Below are 16570 nucleotides of genomic sequence, written 5' to 3' on the forward strand. Positions count from 1 at the left end.
GTGGACGCCCGCATCGTCGACCGGTTGCGCTGCCCGGTCTGCGGCGAACCGCTGGCCGAGGCGACCGCCGGCACCGCCCGCGCGCTGCGCTGCCCGCGCCGGCACAGCTTCGACGTCGCCCGGCAGGGTTACGTGAACCTGCTCGCCGGGCGCGCCCCGCACGCCGGGGACACCGCCGAGATGGTGGCCGCCCGGGCCGACTTCCTGGCCGCCGGGCACTACGACGTCATCTCCGCCGCCCTCGCCGAGGCGGCGACCGAGGCGGTGGCCCGGGTCGGGGCGGCGGCGCCGGGCGCCGGGGCGTACCCCCTGGTGGTGGACGCGGGGGCGGGCACCGGCCGGTACCTCGCCGCGGTGCTGGCGGCGCTGCCGGACGCCGTCGGCCTGGCCCTGGACGTCTCGAAGCCGGCGCTGCGCCGGGCGGCCCGGGCCCACCCGCGCGCCGCCGCGGCGCTCGCCGACACCTGGCAGCGGCTGCCGCTGGCCGACGGCTCGGCCGCGGTGCTGCTGAACGTCTTCGCGCCGCGCAACGGCGCGGAGTTCCACCGGGTCCTCGACCCGGCCGGCGCGCTGCTGGTGGTCACCCCGGCCGGCGACCACCTCGCCGAGCTGGTCGGCGCGCTCGACCTGCTCCGGGTCGACCCGGCCAAGTCCGACCGGGTAGCGGAGAGTCTCGGTGGCCGGTTCACCCCGGACGGCGGGACCGCGCTGCGCCAGGAGCTGGCGCTGACCGGTCCGGAGGTGGCGACGCTGGTCGGCATGGGACCAAGCGCCTGGCACACCGACCCGGCCGGCCTCGCCGCCCGGGTGGCCGCGCTGCCGGAACCGGTCCGGGTGACCGTGTCGGTCCGGCTGACCGTCTGGCGCCCAGCCCCCGGCTGACCCCAACGACCGGTCAGGTGGAGAGGTCGACCTCTTCCCAGCCCGGGGGCTCGTCGTGGTATGGACCGCGCAGGATCACCGCCCACTCCAGCGCCCAGCGCCGCTGCCCGATCGCGTTGGCGTCCACCAGGCCCGGCGGCTTCCGGCCGGCCCGCTGCACCTCCAGGTACGCCCAGTCGAGGCAGTAGTGCAGGTCGAGCAGGGCCGCCGCGTCAGCGGGATGCTGCGGCGCGGCCAGGATCCGCGAGCGCCACTGTCCGAAGGTCTCGCCGCCGGGGATGTACGGCATCCGCTCCACCAGCCGCTCGTCCACCGGCACGGTCGGGTCGAGCTGCTTGGTCAGCCCGAGCACCCAGGCCAGCGCGAAGAGCGCGTCGTGGTGCAGCACGAACGAGCGGTGGTCGCCCCGGCCGCCGGTGACGAACTGCCATTCCGGCGGGGTGACCATCTCGACCAGGTGCGAGGCGAGCAGCCAGCTCATCGCCGCCTGCGGCGGCATCCCGAAGCAGCGCGCCAGGATCAGGTGCAGCACCGCGATGCGCGCCTCGATCTCGGCCGTCGGGCGTAGCTCGATCTGGTCGCCGGGCTCCCAGACCAGCGGGAACTGCGGCGGAGGCAACGGCAGGCGCAGCCGGGACAGCTCGTCCAGGCTGGCCTCGCGCACCTCTCGGGGGTCGGGGGCAGCAACGATCACGGCCGAAAATTCCTGTCTGCTCGCGACGGCTCAGCGCCGGTGTTCCCCCCTGGCCTGGGAGAATAGCGCTCCCAGGTGACCAGCACCATGCCGGCTGGCGAGCCTGCTCAGCCGATCCGCTCGATCACCAGCGGAGTCGCGGCCGGCGCGGTCGGCGAGATGCGCACCGCCCGCTCCGCCTCGGCCAGCGCCGCCGGGATCCGCCCGGCGTGCTCGGCGCGCAGCTCGTAGAGCGGCTCGCCGGCCCGTACCGGGTCACCCGGGCGCTTGTGCAGCAGCACCCCGGCCGGCACGCTGACCGGGTCCTCCTTGCGGGCCCGGCCGGCGCCGAGCCGCCAGGCGGCCACCCCCATGGCGTACGCGTCGACGGCCGCGACGAAGCCGTCCGCGTCCGCGCGGACCACCTCGACCTCGTCCGCGGTCGGCATCGGCGCGTCCGGGTCGCCGCCCTGGGCGCGGACCATCGCCCGCCAGGCGTCCATCGCCCGGCCGTCGCGCAGCGCGGCCGCCGGGTCGGCGTCGGGCAGGCCGGCCGCGTCGAGCATCTCCCGGGCCAGCGCCAGGGTCAGCTCGACCACGTCGGCGGGGCCGCCACCGGCCAGCACCTCGACCGACTCGGTCACCTCCAGCGCGTTGCCGATCGCCAGGCCGAGCGGGGTGGACATGTCGGTGAGCAGGGCGACGGTACGCACCCCGTGCGCCCCGCCCAGCTCCACCATGGTCCGGGCCAGCTCGCGGGCGTCGTCGACCGACTTCATGAACGCGCCGGAGCCGACCTTGACGTCGAGCACCAGCGCGCCGGTGCCCTCGGCGATCTTCTTGCTCATGATCGAGCTGGCGATCAGCGGGATCGCCTCGACGGTGCCGGTCACGTCGCGCAGCGCGTACAGCTTGCGGTCGGCGGGGGCGAGCCCCTCGCCGGCCGCGCAGATCACCGCGCCCACGTCGCGCAGCTGGGCGATGAACTCGTCGTTGGTCAGCGCGGCCCGCCAGCCCGGGATCGACTCCAGCTTGTCCAGGGTGCCGCCGGTGTGCCCGAGGCCGCGGCCGCTGAGCTGCGGTACGGCCGCGCCGCACGCCGCGACCAGCGGGGTGAGCGGAAGGGTGATCTTGTCGCCGACGCCGCCGGTGGAGTGCTTGTCGACGGTCGGCCGGTCCACCGCGGAGAGGTCGAGCCGCTCCCCGCTGGCGATCATCGCGGCCGTCCACCGGGCGATCTCGGCCGGGGTCATGCCGCGCAGCAGGATCGCCATGGCCAACGCCGACATCTGCTCGTCGGCGACCAGCCCCCGGGTGTACGCGTCCACCACCCAGTCGATCTGCCCGTCCGACAACACCCCGCCATCCCGCTTGGTCCGAATGACGTCAACCGCCGTGAATGCACTCATCAGCTAGATCTTTCCTCGTCGTAGGGCAGAAACCGTGCCCCGCCCGGGTGCCACGCCGCAACCGACCCGCGGCGGTCGACCACCACGGGATCGGGCCGACCGCGCCCGGCGGAGGGATCAAGCCTGACCGCCCGGAGCCGGGTGCGGTCGGCCCGATCCCCAAGCTCGACCACGTGGGACCGGACAGGCCACGTTCAAGCGGACCAACGAACCGGGATCTCCATCGGCGGCTCACCCTCACCCGCCCAGAAGATGGTCCCGGCCGCGTCCACCACCACCACGCGCGGCGTCCGCGCCAGCCCCCAGGTGATCGCCTCCGCCGGGTCGTCCCAGCTCGGGCCCTCCTCCAGCACGCCGGTCTCGGCGCCCGCGTCTGCCCCGGCGGACCGCTCCCAGTACGCCGTCCAGACCTGCTGGCCGGCGGAGAGGTCCGGGTGGACGAAGACGGTGCCGCGGCCCCGCCAGGCGGCCAGCCGTTCCGGCACGACCGGCACCGGCGTCTCGCCGGTGACGGCCTCCAGGTCCTCCACGCCGAACGCGTGCGGCAGCAGCTCGGCCATCCGCAGCGGCCGGCCCTTCGCCTCGATCAGGCACTCCGGGCCGCCGTTCTCCCAGAGCAGCTGCCGGCACCGGCCGCACGGCATGAGCGGCTCGCCGGTGGCGTCGACGCAGGACAGCGCGACGATCCGGCCGCCGCCGGTGGCGTGCAGGGAGGAGACCACTCCGCACTCGGCGCAGAGCACCACCCCGTACGCGGCGTTCTCCACGTTGCAGCCGACCACCACCCGGCCGTCGTCGACCAGGGCGGCCGCCCCGACCGGGAACTTCGAGTACGGGACGTACGCGTGCCGCATCACCTCGGTGGCGGCGGCCCGCAGTCGCTCCCAGTCGATCTCCATCGTGCGCTCCCGTCAGCCCTTGATGTACGGCTTGCCGTCCGCGGCCGGCGCCCGGACCCGGCCGACCAGGCCGGCCACCGCCAGGATCGTCGCCAGGTAGGGCAGCATGGCCAGGAACTGGCTCGGGATCACACTGTTGATCGCGCCGAGGTAGGTGCCGAGCTGGTCGGCGAAGCCGAAGAAGAGCGCCGCGAGCAGCGCACCGGTCGGGCTCCACCGGCCGAAGATCAGCGCGGCCAGGGCGATGAAGCCCTTGCCACCGATCATGTTCTTGGTGAACGAGTAGAGCGCCAGCGTGTAGGAGGCGCCGCCGATGCCGGCCACCACCCCGGCGAGCAGCACGTTGCGGTAGCGCAGCCCGAGCACCCGCACACCCAGGGTGTCGGCGGCGGTCGGGTGCTCGCCGACCGCGCGGGTCCGCAGCCCCCAGCGGGTGCGGAACAGCGCGATGTGGATCACCAGCACCAGCAGCAGCCCGAGGTAGAGGAAGATGTTGCTGCGGAACAGCGCCGGGCCGAGCACCGGAATGTCCTTGAGCAGCGGGATCTCCCAGTTGCTGAACCGCGGCGCGCTGTTGTACTGCTGCGCGTCGGTCTGCATCAGCCGCTCGTAGAGGAAGCCGGTGACGCCGACCGCGAGCAGGTTCAGCACGATGCCCATGACGACCTGGTCGACCAGGTAGCGGATGGCGAAGATGGCCAGCAGCAGCGAGATGAAGGCGCCGCCGATCGCCGCCGCGACCAGGCCCACCCAGACGCTGCCGGAGATGCTGCCGAAGAGCGCGCCGCTGAAGGCGCCCATCAGCAGCTGGCCCTCGATCGCCACGTTGACCACGCCGGAGCGCTCGCAGAGCACGCCGGCGAGCGCCCCGAAGATCAGCGGCAGGGCCAGCACGAACGTGCCGCGCACCATGTTCACCAGCGGCATGAAGTTCTGCCCGGCCGGAGCCGCGGAGACCTGCCAGCAGAGGAAGGAGAGCACGAAGCCGACCAGCCCGATGCCGAGCACCAGGGTGAACCAGCGCTTCGGCAGCCCGGCGAGCATCGCGGCGCCGGCGGCGATCGCGACCACGCCGAAGAGGATCGCGCCGACCGTGCCGTTGATCTTCAACGCGGCGCCGGCGGCGTCCTCGCTCAACGTGAAGCGGGCCGGCTGGTCGGTGGCGAGCGCGCCGAAGATCACCGCGCTGATCAGGCCGAGGCCGAGCAGGGTCAGGCCGACCTTGCGGGTACGGGTCCAGAAGCCCTCGTCGACCGGGGCGACCGCGATGTCGGGGACAGCCATGGTGGACATGAGTTACCAGCCCTTCGCCAGGCTCGTCTGCAACCGGGCGGCGCGCGCGGCCCGGAGCTGGAAGATCGCCTTCACCAGGGCCGGCGCGGCGATGAAGATGACGATCAGCGCCTGGAGCACGGTGACCAGCTCCAGCGAGATCCCCGAGTACGACTGCATCCGGTTGCCGCCGGCTTGGAGCGCGCCGAAGAGCAGCGCGGCCAGCGCCACGCCCCACGGCTTCACCCGGCCGAGCAGCGCCACCAGGATGCCGTCGAAGCCGATCTGCGCGACCACCAGCGGGGTCAGCGCGCTGGCGGTGGAGCCGAGCACCATGTTCGAGCCGCCGAGGCCGGCCAGGATCCCGGAGAAAACCATGATCAGCACGTACGTCCGGGTGACGCTGATGCCGGCGGTCCGGGCGGCGTCCGGGTTGGCGCCCACCGCGCGCAGCTCGAAGCCGAGCGTGGAGCGGTTGAGCAGCCAGGCGACCGCCCAGGTGGCCAGCACCGCCACCAGGATGCCGGCGTGCACCCGCAGGTTGTCGCCGAGCAGCCGGGGCAACTGGGCGGAGGCGTCCACCGGCCGGCTGATCGCGTCGGTCCGGTTCGGGTCCTGCACGCCGTTCTGCACGATCAGCCAGGTCAGGAAGTACGTGGCGATGTAGTTGAGCATGATCGTGTTGATCACCTCGTGGGCGCCGGCCTTGGCCTTCAGGATGCCCGGGATGAAGCCCCAGATCGCCCCGCCGAGGGCGCCGGCGAGCACCGCGACCAGCACGTGCAGGCCGGGCGGCAGTGGCAGCAGGAAGCCGGCCAGCGCGGCCAGGATGACGCCGATGGTGGCCTGGCCCTGGGCGCCGATGTTGAACAGGCCGCCCCGGAAGGCCAGCGCGACCGCGAGCCCGGTGAAGACCAGCGGCGCGGTGTAGGTGAGCGTCTCGGAGATCGGCGCGAGGACGGCCTCCCAGCCGTTGCTGCCGTTCAGCCAGCCGGAGAACGCCTCCGGGTCGAAGACGGCGCCCTTGAACAGGTTGGCGTACGCCTCGCTGACCAGCGTCCAGCTGGCGTTGATCGCGTCGGACGGCCGGGCGGTGATGTAGCTGTAGGTGGCCAGCACGTCCGGGTCCGAGACGATGATCAGCACCGCGCCGACGAGCATCGCGAGCACCAGCGACAGCAGGGTCACCGTGAACGTGTTGGCGGCCCAGAGGTTGTCCAGGAACAGCCGGCCCAGTGACGGCCGGCCCCCGTCGCCCGGCTGCTTCGGCGTGGTCGCCGTCTCGGCCTGCTCGGTGTTGCCGAGCGCGGTCTGCGCGGCCTGCGCCTCGGTCGCCGGCTCCTTGTCCGGGGAGCCCGACTGCGGATCTGGGTTCGTCATGCCTCGTCCTCGCTGCCTGGGACCTCGGGGGCCGGCGCCGCCGCGCCGTCCGGGGCCGTGGCGCCGCCGGGGGTACCGGGGGCGCCGGTCGCGTCGGGGGTGATGCCGGCCATCAGCAGGCCGATCTCCTCGCGCGGGGTGTCCGGGCCGACCACGCCGATGATCCGGCCGCGGTACATCACTGCGATCCGGTCGGCCAGGCCGATGACCTCGTCGAGTTCGCTGGAGACCACCATGACGGCGGTGCCGATGTCCCGCTCGCGGATGACCCGGCTGTGGATGAACTCGATGGAGCCGACGTCGACGCCGCGGGTCGGCTGGGCGGCGATGAAGAGCTTCAGCGGCCGGGACAGCTCCCGGGCCACGATCACCTTCTGCTGGTTGCCGCCGGAGAGGGTGCCGACCGGCGCCTCGGCGGAGGAGGTGCGGACGTCGAACTGCTCGATCCGCTCCCGGGCCGAGCGGGCGATCTCGTCCGGCTTCAGCGCCAGCCCGGCGCCGAACGGCGGCTGGTCGTAGATGTCCAGCACCAGGTTCTCCGCGACGCTGAACTCCTTGACCAGGCCGTCGACGCTGCGGTCCTCGGGCACGTAGCCGACGCCGGCGCGGAGCACCTTCTTGGTCGACCAGCCGTGCACCGGCTGCCCGTCGAGGGTGACCGTGCCGGCCAGCAGCGGACGCAGACCCATGATCGCCTCGATCAGCTCGGTCTGGCCGTTGCCCTGCACGCCCGCGATGCCGAGCACCTCGCCGGCGTGCACGGTGAGGTCCACCCCGTCCACCGCGCGTACCTGCCGGTCGTCGTCGACGACCAGGCCGGCGACCTCCAGGACCGGGCGGCCCGGCTCGGCCGGGGTCTTGTCGACGGTGAGCCGGACGCTGCGACCGACCATCAGCGCGGCCAGCTCGTCCCGGCTCGCCTCCGGCGAGGCGGTGCCGACGGTCTTGCCGCGCCGGATCACGGTGATCCGGTCGGCGATCGCCTTGACCTCGCCGAGCTTGTGGGTGATGAAGACGATCGACTTGCCGGCGGCCTTGAGCGACCGCATCACGGCGAGCAGTTCCTCGGTCTCCTGCGGGGTGAGCACCGCGGTGGGCTCGTCCAGGATCAGCAGGTCGACGTCACGGGTGAGCGCCTTGACGATCTCCACCCGCTGCTGGATGCCGACCGGCAGGTCCTCGATCACCGCGTCCGGGTCGACCCGGAGGTTGTACCGCTCGGAGACCTCGGCGACCTCGCGCCGGGCCCGGCGGCGGTCCAGCAGGCCGGCGATGCCGCCGCGCACCTGCTCGGCGCCGAGCATGATGTTCTCCGCCACGGTGAAGACCGGCACCAGCATGAAGTGCTGGTGCACCATGCCGATCCCGGCCGCGATCGCGTCCGACGGGCCCTTCAGCTTCAGCGGCTGGCCGTCGACCAGGATCTCGCCCTCGTCGGGCTGGTAGAGCCCGTAGAGCACGTTCATCAGGGTCGACTTGCCGGCGCCGTTCTCGCCGAGCAGGGCGTGGATCTCTCCAGGCTCCACCGTCAGGTCGATGTGGTCGTTGGCGACCAGATCACCGAACCGCTTGGTGATGCCGCGCAGTTCGAGTCTCAGCGCAACCTCCTGGAGTGCGAAGCGATGGTGCAGCGTAGCTGCCGGCCGGTCGCGGCGCGGGGCCGGTCGTCGGGTGGAGCGGATCGGCCGCCCCGGCGCCGCGGGTGAGGTCCCGCGGTGCTCGGGGCGGCCGGATCGTGGTGCTGTCCCGCTCGCCGGCCTACCCGGGTGATCGTCCCACCGCGGGTGGCCGGCCGAGCGTCACTTCGGCTGGGCCTTGGAGGTGACCGTGACGGTGCCGGCGGCGATGTCCGCCTTCAGCTTGTCGACCTCGGCCTTCAGCTCGGCCGGAACCTTGCTGTCGAACTCGTGGTACGGGGCCAGCGAGACACCGTTGTTGGCCAGGGTGCCCAGGAAGCCCGGGTTGGCGCTGAGCTTCTCGCCACCGGCGGCCTTCAGCACGGCCTCCTTGACGGCGTCCGGGATGTTCTTGACCACGGTGGTGATGATCGCCGGGCAGTCCGGGGTGCTCTCGCAGCCGTCGACGTCCACCCAGATGGTGTTGTACTTGCCGCCCGAGGCCTTCGCCGCACCGGTGGTGCCGAGGCCGGCGCCGCCGGCGACCGGCATGATGATGTCGGCGCCCTGCGCGACCAGCGCGTCGCTGACCTTCTTGCCCTCGTCCTGCTTGACGAAGTCGTTGGTGAAGGAGCCGTTCTGGGTGGCCTTGTCCCAGCCCAGGACCTTGACGCTCTTGCTCTTGGTCTTGTTGTAGTGGGCCACGCCGTCGACGTACCCGTCCATGAAGATGGTCACCGGCGGGATCTTCATGCCGCCGTAGGTGCCGACGGTGCCGGACTTGCTCATCCCGGCGGCCAGGTAACCGGCCAGGAAGCCGGCCTGGGCGGTGTCGAACTGCATCGGGTAGACGTTGCTCTCCGGCAGCTTCGCGTCGACGATGCCGAACTGCTGGTTCGGGTTCGCCTTGGCGATCTTCGAGGTGGCGTCGCCCATCAGGCCGCCGACCGCGAGGATGAAGTCGCACTTCTGGTTCACGTACTGGGTCAGGTTCGGCTCGTAGTCGGCCTCGGCCTTCGACGCCACGTACTTGATGTCGATGTTGCCGTTCTCGGCCTTGGCGGCCTCCAGGCCCTGCCAGGCCGAGGTGTTGAACGACTTGTCGTCGATGCCGCCGACGTCGGTCACCATGCAGGCGCTGTACTTCTTGCCGCCGTCACCGGCGCCGTTGTTCTCCTCGGGGGCCTCGCCACACGCGGCGGCGCTCAGCACGAGCCCACCCACCGCGAGGACCGAGGCGATCCGCATCCCACGCACCGAGCGCAAGACGTCTCCCTTCCATTGCTCACCGCGGGTCGCGCGGTGGCAGCCCATTAGCCGGCCTGGCGACTTGCCGCCGGCGTCCCACGTTACGGACGGGAGCGTACGCCCGCGCCCACCCAACGGCCGACAATCGTGCACGACTGTTGAGTGCCTGTTACCCCTACGTAACCCTGGGGTGGGCCAGGTCACTCTCGGCACCGACGGGTGGGCGTTCCGGCGTCGCGAACGTCCGTTTTCCGGGGCCGTCCCCCTGTCGGGGACGTTACCGCCAGAAGACCGCCACCGCCGCGTTGACCAGGGTCAGACCGACGATGGCGAGGAAATGGCCGCGGTTGACCACCTCTCGCTTGCGGGAGAAGAAGACCATGACGAAGATCAGCAGCGCGAGCACCAACTTGGTAACAAGTTTCGCCGGGTCGGGCTCATCGCCGTCGCGCAGCGGCGCGGAGAGGCCGATGCCGGTGAGCAGCATGATCACCGCGCCCCACAGCATCGACGAGTTGATCCGCAGCCGGCCGCTGACGTACTGGACGATCGCCCCGCCCAGCAGCAGCGCGAAACCGATCAGGTGGACGTAGCGAAGTATCAGTCTCAGAGCTTCCACGGCGACCATCTTCCCCTATCAACGACAGTTTGTAGTAGGGGGCGCGGCGGAGACCGGGCCGCGGGTCAGCCGGCCGCCGCCCGGGCCGGCCGGCGGGCGGCGACCGGCTCGTCGGCCGGCGCGGGCGCACGCCGGGCCAGTAGCAGCAGGGCCAGGCCGAGCACGGCGTACCCGGCGAGCACGGCCAGCGGGGTGCCGGCCCCGGCGCCGTCGAAGAAGGCCGCCGAGCGCAGCAGCGTGCCGCCGGCGCCGACCGGCAGCCACTGACCCACCGTGCCCCAGGGCTGCGGCAGCAGCTCGGGGGCCGCGGCGACCGCCGAGAGCGGGTTGCCGACCAGGAAGACCAGCAGCGCGCCCAGCCCGATCCCCGGACGGCCGAGCAGCGCGCCGAGCCCGGCGACCACCGCCGCGGTGGCCAGCCCGAAGAGCCCGATCACGGCCGCCTCGGCGAGCGGGTCGCCGCCGAGCAGGCCGAGCCAGCCGTGCAGCACCGCCACCCCGACCCCGCCGGCCAGCACGGCGTACGCCGCCAGTCCGGCGAGCCGGGCGGCCCGGCCGGTGACCAGCAGGACGAGCAGCACCCCGGCGAGCATGCTGGTCAGCGCCAGCGGCAGGAAGCCGGCGGCGAACCCGGCGCCCCGGGGGTCGTCCGGGTCGGCGGGCACCACCTCGACCACCGGTACCGGCCGCCCGGTGGCGAGCTGGCCGGCCGCCTCGGTGAGCAGTGCCGCCACCGTCGGGCTGGCGGCCGCGGCGGTGTGCAGGGCGATCCCGTCCGGGCCGGCGACGAAGGCGGCGTAGACCTCGCGGTCGCGCAGCGCCCGGTCGGCCGCGGCCGCGTCCGGCAGGGTGGTGACCTCGAACGCGCCGGGCCGGGCGGCGGCGAGCCGGCCGGCCAGTTCGGCGGTGGCGGGCGCGGGGCCGGCGACGGCGACCGGCAGGTCGCGCGGCGCGAGGTGGGCGGCCGGGGCCGCGAACAGCGGTACGAGCAGCGCCTGCACGCCCACCACCAGGGCGGCGGCCAGGACGGCGAGCAGCAACGGCGAGCGGGTACGGGTCGACATGTCCCATCTCCTAAAACGAATGCTCGTTCTCTTTAGGTCCAGACTCCCCTCACCCCACTCCGCTGTCAAGAACGAACGTTCGCTTTACGATGTATCCCGTGCCACGTGTCTCGGCCGAACACCTCGCCGCCCGCCGCCGCCAGATCGTCGACGCGGCCCGGCGCTGCTTCCTCCGGGAGGGCTTCCACCGCACCTCGATGCAGGACGTGATCGCCGAGGCCGGCCTCTCCGTCGGCGCCGTCTACCGCTACTTCCCGAGCAAGAACGACCTGATCAACGCCATCGCCGAGGAGGCGGTCAGCGGGGCCGGGGAGGTGCTCGCCGGGTTGGCCCGGCACGACCCGCCGCTGCCGCTGGTCGAGGCGCTGGACCGCATCCTGACGTACGTGGAGACCCAGCTCGGAGCCGACGGGGTGCTGCGCATCGCGATCCAGGTCTGGGGCGAGGCGCAGCGCGATCCGGCGCTGGCCGCGTTCGTCGCGGAGAAGTACAGCGGCTTCCGCAGCCAGTTCGGCCTGCTGGTGCGCCGGGCCCAGCAGGCCGGCGAGCTGCCCGCGGACGCCGACCCGGACGCGATCGCCGCGGCGCTTTTCGCCCTCGTTCCGGGCTGGTTCACCCAACGCATCCTGACCGGCGGACCGGACCGGCGGACCTATCTGGCCGGCGTGCGGGCCCTGCTCGGCGCGACCCCGCTGGGCTAGCCGTGCCGCCCACGCCCGGCCGGGGTGGGGTCAGCGACCCTCGGCGGTCGAGACCGGCCGGCCACCCGGCGCCCGCGCGTCGGCTGTCGAGGGCTCCGGGTCCCCGACAGCCGGCCCCGCCACCTCGGCCGGCGGCGGCTCGGTGACCGCCGGCTCGTCGCTCCGGTCGGGGCTGACCGCGACCGCTACCCAGCCGGCGCAGCTCAGCGCCGCGAGCAGGACGACCAGCACGGCGACCCGGGCCGCCGAGGTGCGCAGCCACCAGTCGATGTCGTTCGGCCCCAACGCGTAGGTCAGCGTGAGGGCGGCCAGGTAGTACCCGCAGAGCGCCCAGAGCCAGCCGTCCGACCCGAGCCCGGCCCGTCGGCGGTGCCGCCGCAGGAAGAGCGCACCCAGCACCGCCACGGCCAGCGCGCCGGCCGCCACCGGCCCGACCACGTCGCGCAGCACCCGCAGGGTCACCCGGAACCGCTCGACCGTCTCCGGGTCCCAGCCGGACGCCGCGCCCCGGCCGGCGTGCCCGGTGATGTCGGAGCGGGCACCCAGCAGCCGGGCGAGCAGCGCCCAGCCGACCCCGGCCAGCGCCGGAAGCCAGACCAGCCCGGCCCGCCGCAACTGGGCCCGGGCCCGCACCGTGGCCAGTACCGCGACCCCGCCGGCGACCACCAGGCCCTCGTTCTTGGCAAGCGCGGCCACGGTCAGCAGCAGCAGGGCCAGCGCCGGCCGGCGCAGCGGATCCGCCGCGAGAAGCAGGGCGACCACGGCGGCGGCCGCGGCGGCCGACCAGAGCGGATCGACGTAGCCGCTGGTGAGCGCGTGTGGCGCGGTCGCCCAGGTGGCCAGGCCGACCCCGATGGCGAGCGGCCAGGCGACCGGGGCAGGGGCGAACGCGAGCACCCGTCGCACCAGGTGCACCAGCATGGCGATCGCCGAGAAGCCGATCAGGACCCCGACCGCCTGCGCGGTGCGGAAATCCGGCTCGGCGACGCTCCACACCGCCGCCAACGGAGCCGAGGCCAGCGGCGGATAGTCGGTGTGCGAGAAGGCGAAGCCGGCACTGCCGATCGCCTCCCGGGCGTACCCGCCGTCGTGCGACAGGTAGCCGGCGCGCAACCACCAGATGGAGTGCGGATCCCAGCGGACCGCCGGTTCGCCGATGAAGAGCAGCGGCGGAAGCAGCGGGAGAGCGGTCAGCAGCGCTGACGACCAGCCGCCGTACGGCACCGGCTCGCCGGGCCGGCGCAGCAGCCACCACGCCAGCGCCGCCGCCGCGGGCAGCACCAGCGCGAGCCAGAGCACCAGTGGCCCGCCGGCGAGCAGCATCAGGATCACCGCGGCGGTGCTCAGCAGCGCCGACACCAGGGGCGCCAGCAGCACGGCGAGGTACGGGCTGCGGAGCAGCGCGTACGCCAGCGGAAACCCGCCGACCAGGAGCGACAGTCCGGCGACGACGGGCGTCATCGCCCGGCCCGCCGCACGACCAGCCGGACCCGCGGGCCGGTCGGCCCGGGTTGCTCCACCACACCGACGCTCACCAGGTGGTCCGCGGCGTCCGGGTTGCCGACGACCAGGCTGCCGGTCAGCGCCGCGAACTCGGCCAGCCGCTGCCGCCACAGGGTCCGGTCGGTGGCCGCCGGCACCGGGTAGACCCGGCTGCCGGGTGGCACCTGGTCGGCGAACTCCCGGCGCAGCGATTCGAAGTCCACCTGGGAACGCCGAGCCCCCGGGTTGTGTTCGGGGTCGCGCAGGTAGGCGACCCCGTGACCGGTGGCCTGCCAGGCCCCTTCACCGGTCACGACCAGACAACCGACGCCGAGGGTCGCCACGACGACCCGGACGACGAGGCGACCGACGGCCCCCGCACCACGCTCTCCCGCCATCACGACCGGCCCCGCTCAGTGAGCAGGGGTACCGGTGGGACGGCGGCGGAAGCGCTCCCGACCCAGGATCCACACCGCCTCGACCCCGTCCCGCCAGGTGATCTTCTTGCCCTCCTCGCGACCGCGGGCGCGGTAGCTGATCGGCACCTCGTACGGCCGGATCCGGCGGCGCAGCAGCTTGCCGGTCACCTCGGCCTCCATCCCGAAGCCCCGGGAGCGGATGTCGAGCGAGCGGTAGAGCGCCACCGGCATCAACTTGAAGCAGGTCTCCAGGTCACTGATGTAGGAGTTGAACAACACGTTCGCCGCCATCGTGACGCCCTTGTTGCCCATCACGTACCAGAAGCTGTAGGCGCTGTGGCTGCCGAAGGTCCGATTGCCGTAGACCACCGTGGCCCGGCCGTCGAGCACCGGGTCGAGCAGCTTGGGAATGTCCTGCGGGTCGTACTCCAGATCCGCGTCCAGGATCACCATGTAGTCGCCCTCGGCGCTGTCGACGGCGGTCTTGATGGCCGCACCCTTCCCCGCGTTACGCGCATGCGTGATCACCCGTAGTCGGGCGTCGTCGGCCCGACGCAGAATCTCCCCGGTGCCGTCCCGGCTGCCGTCGTCGACCACCACGAGTTCGACCGCGCACGGGTAGTCGACCGCCAACGCCTGCTTCACGGCATCCGCTACGCGCGCCACTTCGTTGTAGACGGGCATGAGGACCGACAACTTCACGGGAATCTCCCAAGAATCGACGGCGCCGATGCGCCGGCTCGCGGGTGACCAACAGGGAGGCGTCAGTGAAACAGATCGGACACCGGGCCGCCGCCCCCGATGGAAAAAGGACCCAAAACGGAAGCGGTGTCCCGGAGGAATTGCCACCCACGCCGCCGATCCGAGCCTGACCAGCGGATCTGGCGAAGGTCAACGATCAGAATCGGTGACAATGGACGGCAGGTTGCACGTCGTTCGGGTAATTGTTGAAGACGTTCGTCCGTCCGCCCATTCCACCGGAACGGTAATTCGCCACGAAGGCGTGCCAAGAAAGCCGGAGATCCGCGATCGGAACGGCGTCAGAGCCGCCACACCTGGAAGGTCGGGCCGTCACCCGGCAGAGTGCACGCGCCGTCCGCGTCCGGGCGCAGCGCCGGCGCTCCGCCGTAGACGTTCCCGCCGCCCGGCAGGCCGGTCAGCCGGACCGGCGCGCCGGCCGCCCGACGGGCCAGCACCAGCACCGACCCGGTCGGCGCCTCGCGCAGGAACACCAGCGTGTCGGCGTCGACGTGCAGCCAGCGCAGCCCGCCCCGACGCAGCGCGGGCTCGGCGTGGCGCAGCGCGATCAGCGCCCGGTACGTGGCGAACGTGCCGGCGTCCCAGCGCTCCGGCCGGTGCCACGGCATCGGGGTGCGCGACCCCTCGCCGTTGTCGCCGGTCAGCCCCAGCTCGTCCCCCGCGAAGATCATCGGGATGCCCGGCATGGTGGCGAGCAGGCCGGCGGCGACCTCGTGCCCGGCCGCGTCGCCGACCACTGTGCGGATCCGGGCCGAATCGTGCGAGCCCAGCAGCTGCCACGAGTGCACGTACGACCGCCAGGAGACCAGCGACCGGTAGCAGTTCATGGTGGCGAGCACGGCGTCGGCGTCCCGGCGGGCCACCCCGCCCGGGGTGCCGAGGAAGTTCGGCAGCGGCTGGTCGCCGTGGCGCAGCCAGGACCAGACCGGGTCGGTGAACCCGACGTAGTTCATCGTGCCGTGCCAGCCGTCCCGGTCCAGGTCACCGGTGTGGTCGTGACCGTGCTCGGCCATCAGCAGCCCGTCGGCGCGGGTCTGCGCGACCACCCGGCGCAGCAGCGCCGCCACCTCGTGGGTGTACGCGTCCGCGCCCCGCCGGCCGGTCATGTTCGCCACGTCCACCCGCCAGCCGTCCAGCCCGTACGGCGGGCGCAGCCAGCGGCGCAGCAGCGCGTCGTCGGCGGTGGCGAAGCGCCGGCGCAGCTCGGCGCTGCCCCAGTTCAGCTTCGGCAGCGACTTGACCCCGTTCCAGGACTCGTAGTCCCCGGTCACCTGGTCGAAGTAGTACAGCTCCCGTTCGGCCGCGCGCACGTCCGAGCTGGCGGCGGTGAACCACTGGTGCGCGTCGCCGGTGTGGTTGCTGGTGATGTCGCCGAGCAGCCGCCAGCCCCGGGCCCGCACCGCGTCGGCGAGGCGGACCAGGGCGGCGTCCCCGCCGAGCAGCGGGTCCACCGTGTCGAAGCTGGCCGCGTCGTAGCGGTGGTTGGAGCGGGCCGGGAAGATCGGGGTCAGGTAGACGGTGTTCACGCCGAGCCGGGCCAGGTGGTCCAGTCGTTCGGTGACGCCGTCCAGGTCACCGCCGTAGAACTGGCGCGGGGTCTCCGGTCCGCGCCCGATCACCGGGGTGTCCCAGTCGCAGGGGATCGCCCAGTCGGGCAGCGGCCGGCCGTCGGCGGCGGCCGAGCGGGCGAACCGGTCCGGGAAGATCTGGTAGACCACCGCGTCCCGGGCCCAGGCCGGCGGCGGATCGTACGAGACCAGCCGGAAGTCCCCGTGGTCCGGCACGTCGTGGTCGACCAGCCCGGCGGCGTTCAACCAGCGGCGGCCGTGCGCGCCGGTGAGCAGGAACCGGTAGTTGCTCACCGGGTTGCGCACCTGCACCGCGGCCCGCCACCAGACCTCGCCGCCGGCCGTGCGGTCGACGGCCGCCTCGGCGAACCGGGGCTCGCCGTCGCCGGTGGTCCGCACGTGCACCTGGCGGACGTCGGCACCGGCCGGCACCCGGACGAAGACGTCGACCGTCTGGCCGAGCGACGGCTCCTGCTCGGGGACGTACAGCTCGGACCCGTCGTGGTGCGGCTGGAACGGCATGGTCGAACCTTTCGGGTTGGGTCGGCCGGGGAGAGGAAGGGGCGTCCACCGCGGCCG

General features: G+C 73.0%; 15 protein-coding genes. 2 read left to right on the forward strand and 13 right to left on the reverse strand.

Annotated elements, in window-relative coordinates; translation table 11 throughout:
* Positions 1 to 882 carry a putative RNA methyltransferase gene (locus DLJ47_RS19405; protein ID WP_109901356.1) on the forward strand — a complete coding sequence of 294 codons (882 nt, stop codon included), beginning with the start codon at positions 1 to 3 and terminating at the stop codon, positions 880 to 882.
* Positions 883 to 895: 13 nt separating this feature from the next.
* Here the strand turns inward: DLJ47_RS19405 and DLJ47_RS19410 are convergent, their stop codons facing one another.
* The 9 genes from DLJ47_RS19410 to DLJ47_RS19450 all read right to left on the reverse strand — a co-directional run bounded on the left by DLJ47_RS19410 (position 896) and on the right by DLJ47_RS19450 (position 11062).
* The gene (locus DLJ47_RS19410) at positions 896 to 1576 is read right to left on the reverse strand and encodes a DUF4272 domain-containing protein (RefSeq protein WP_088996087.1); all 681 of its coding nucleotides are present in this window, start codon (positions 1574 to 1576) and stop codon (positions 896 to 898) included.
* Positions 1577 to 1683: 107 nt separating this feature from the next.
* Positions 1684 to 2964 (reverse strand): thymidine phosphorylase, encoded by a 1281-nt coding sequence (locus DLJ47_RS19415; protein ID WP_109901357.1) that lies wholly within the window; start codon positions 2962 to 2964, stop codon positions 1684 to 1686.
* 194 nt (positions 2965 to 3158) lie between these two features.
* A complete protein-coding gene (locus DLJ47_RS19420; RefSeq protein ID WP_109901358.1) occupies positions 3159 to 3863 on the reverse strand; it encodes a cytidine deaminase in 705 nt (234 codons plus the stop codon).
* A 12-nt stretch (positions 3864 to 3875) separates the two neighbouring features.
* On the reverse strand, positions 3876 to 5156 hold the full coding sequence (locus DLJ47_RS19425; RefSeq protein WP_109901359.1) for an ABC transporter permease: 1281 nt from the start codon (positions 5154 to 5156) through the stop codon (positions 3876 to 3878).
* Between the two features lie 3 nt (positions 5157 to 5159).
* Positions 5160 to 6515: an ABC transporter permease gene (locus DLJ47_RS19430; protein ID WP_109901360.1), complete on the reverse strand. Its 1356-nt coding sequence runs from the start codon at positions 6513 to 6515 to the stop codon at positions 5160 to 5162.
* Positions 6512 to 8146, reverse strand: coding sequence for an ABC transporter ATP-binding protein (locus DLJ47_RS19435; RefSeq protein WP_109901361.1), 1635 nt, complete (start codon positions 8144 to 8146; stop codon positions 6512 to 6514). Before DLJ47_RS19435 ends, DLJ47_RS19430 begins: the two co-directional genes overlap by 4 nt.
* A 168-nt stretch (positions 8147 to 8314) precedes the next feature.
* Positions 8315 to 9379, reverse strand: coding sequence for a BMP family lipoprotein (locus DLJ47_RS19440; protein WP_109901362.1), 1065 nt, complete (start codon positions 9377 to 9379; stop codon positions 8315 to 8317).
* Positions 9380 to 9656: 277 nt separating this feature from the next.
* Positions 9657 to 9998, reverse strand: a complete 342-nt coding sequence (locus DLJ47_RS19445; RefSeq protein WP_109901430.1) for a hypothetical protein — start codon at positions 9996 to 9998, stop codon at positions 9657 to 9659.
* Positions 9999 to 10063: 65 nt separating this feature from the next.
* Positions 10064 to 11062: a hypothetical protein gene (locus DLJ47_RS19450; RefSeq protein WP_109901364.1), complete on the reverse strand. Its 999-nt coding sequence runs from the start codon at positions 11060 to 11062 to the stop codon at positions 10064 to 10066.
* A 98-nt stretch (positions 11063 to 11160) separates the two neighbouring features.
* On the opposite strand from DLJ47_RS19450, the gene DLJ47_RS19455 reads away from it, so the two are divergent.
* A complete protein-coding gene (locus DLJ47_RS19455; RefSeq protein ID WP_199235909.1) occupies positions 11161 to 11763 on the forward strand; it encodes a TetR/AcrR family transcriptional regulator in 603 nt (200 codons plus the stop codon).
* A 30-nt stretch (positions 11764 to 11793) separates the two neighbouring features.
* On the opposite strand, the gene DLJ47_RS19460 is transcribed toward DLJ47_RS19455, so the two are convergent.
* The 4 genes from DLJ47_RS19460 to DLJ47_RS19475 form a co-directional block, all read right to left on the reverse strand.
* Positions 11794 to 13224 carry a hypothetical protein gene (locus DLJ47_RS19460; protein ID WP_109901368.1) on the reverse strand — a complete coding sequence of 477 codons (1431 nt, stop codon included), beginning with the start codon at positions 13222 to 13224 and terminating at the stop codon, positions 11794 to 11796.
* Positions 13221 to 13559 (reverse strand): hypothetical protein, encoded by a 339-nt coding sequence (locus DLJ47_RS19465; protein ID WP_146228146.1) that lies wholly within the window; start codon positions 13557 to 13559, stop codon positions 13221 to 13223. Before DLJ47_RS19465 ends, DLJ47_RS19460 begins: the two co-directional genes overlap by 4 nt.
* Positions 13560 to 13658: 99 nt before the next feature.
* Positions 13659 to 14366, reverse strand: a complete 708-nt coding sequence (locus DLJ47_RS19470; RefSeq protein WP_109901372.1) for a glycosyltransferase family 2 protein — start codon at positions 14364 to 14366, stop codon at positions 13659 to 13661.
* A gap of 338 nt (positions 14367 to 14704) precedes the next feature.
* On the reverse strand, positions 14705 to 16513 hold the full coding sequence (locus tag DLJ47_RS19475; RefSeq protein ID WP_109901374.1) for a glycoside hydrolase family 13 protein: 1809 nt from the start codon (positions 16511 to 16513) through the stop codon (positions 14705 to 14707).
* Positions 16514 to 16570 lie beyond the last annotated feature (57 nt).

Source organism: Micromonospora sp. S4605 (genome assembly GCF_003176715.1).
Taxonomy (GTDB): Bacteria; Actinomycetota; Actinomycetes; order Mycobacteriales; family Micromonosporaceae; genus Micromonospora; species Micromonospora echinaurantiaca.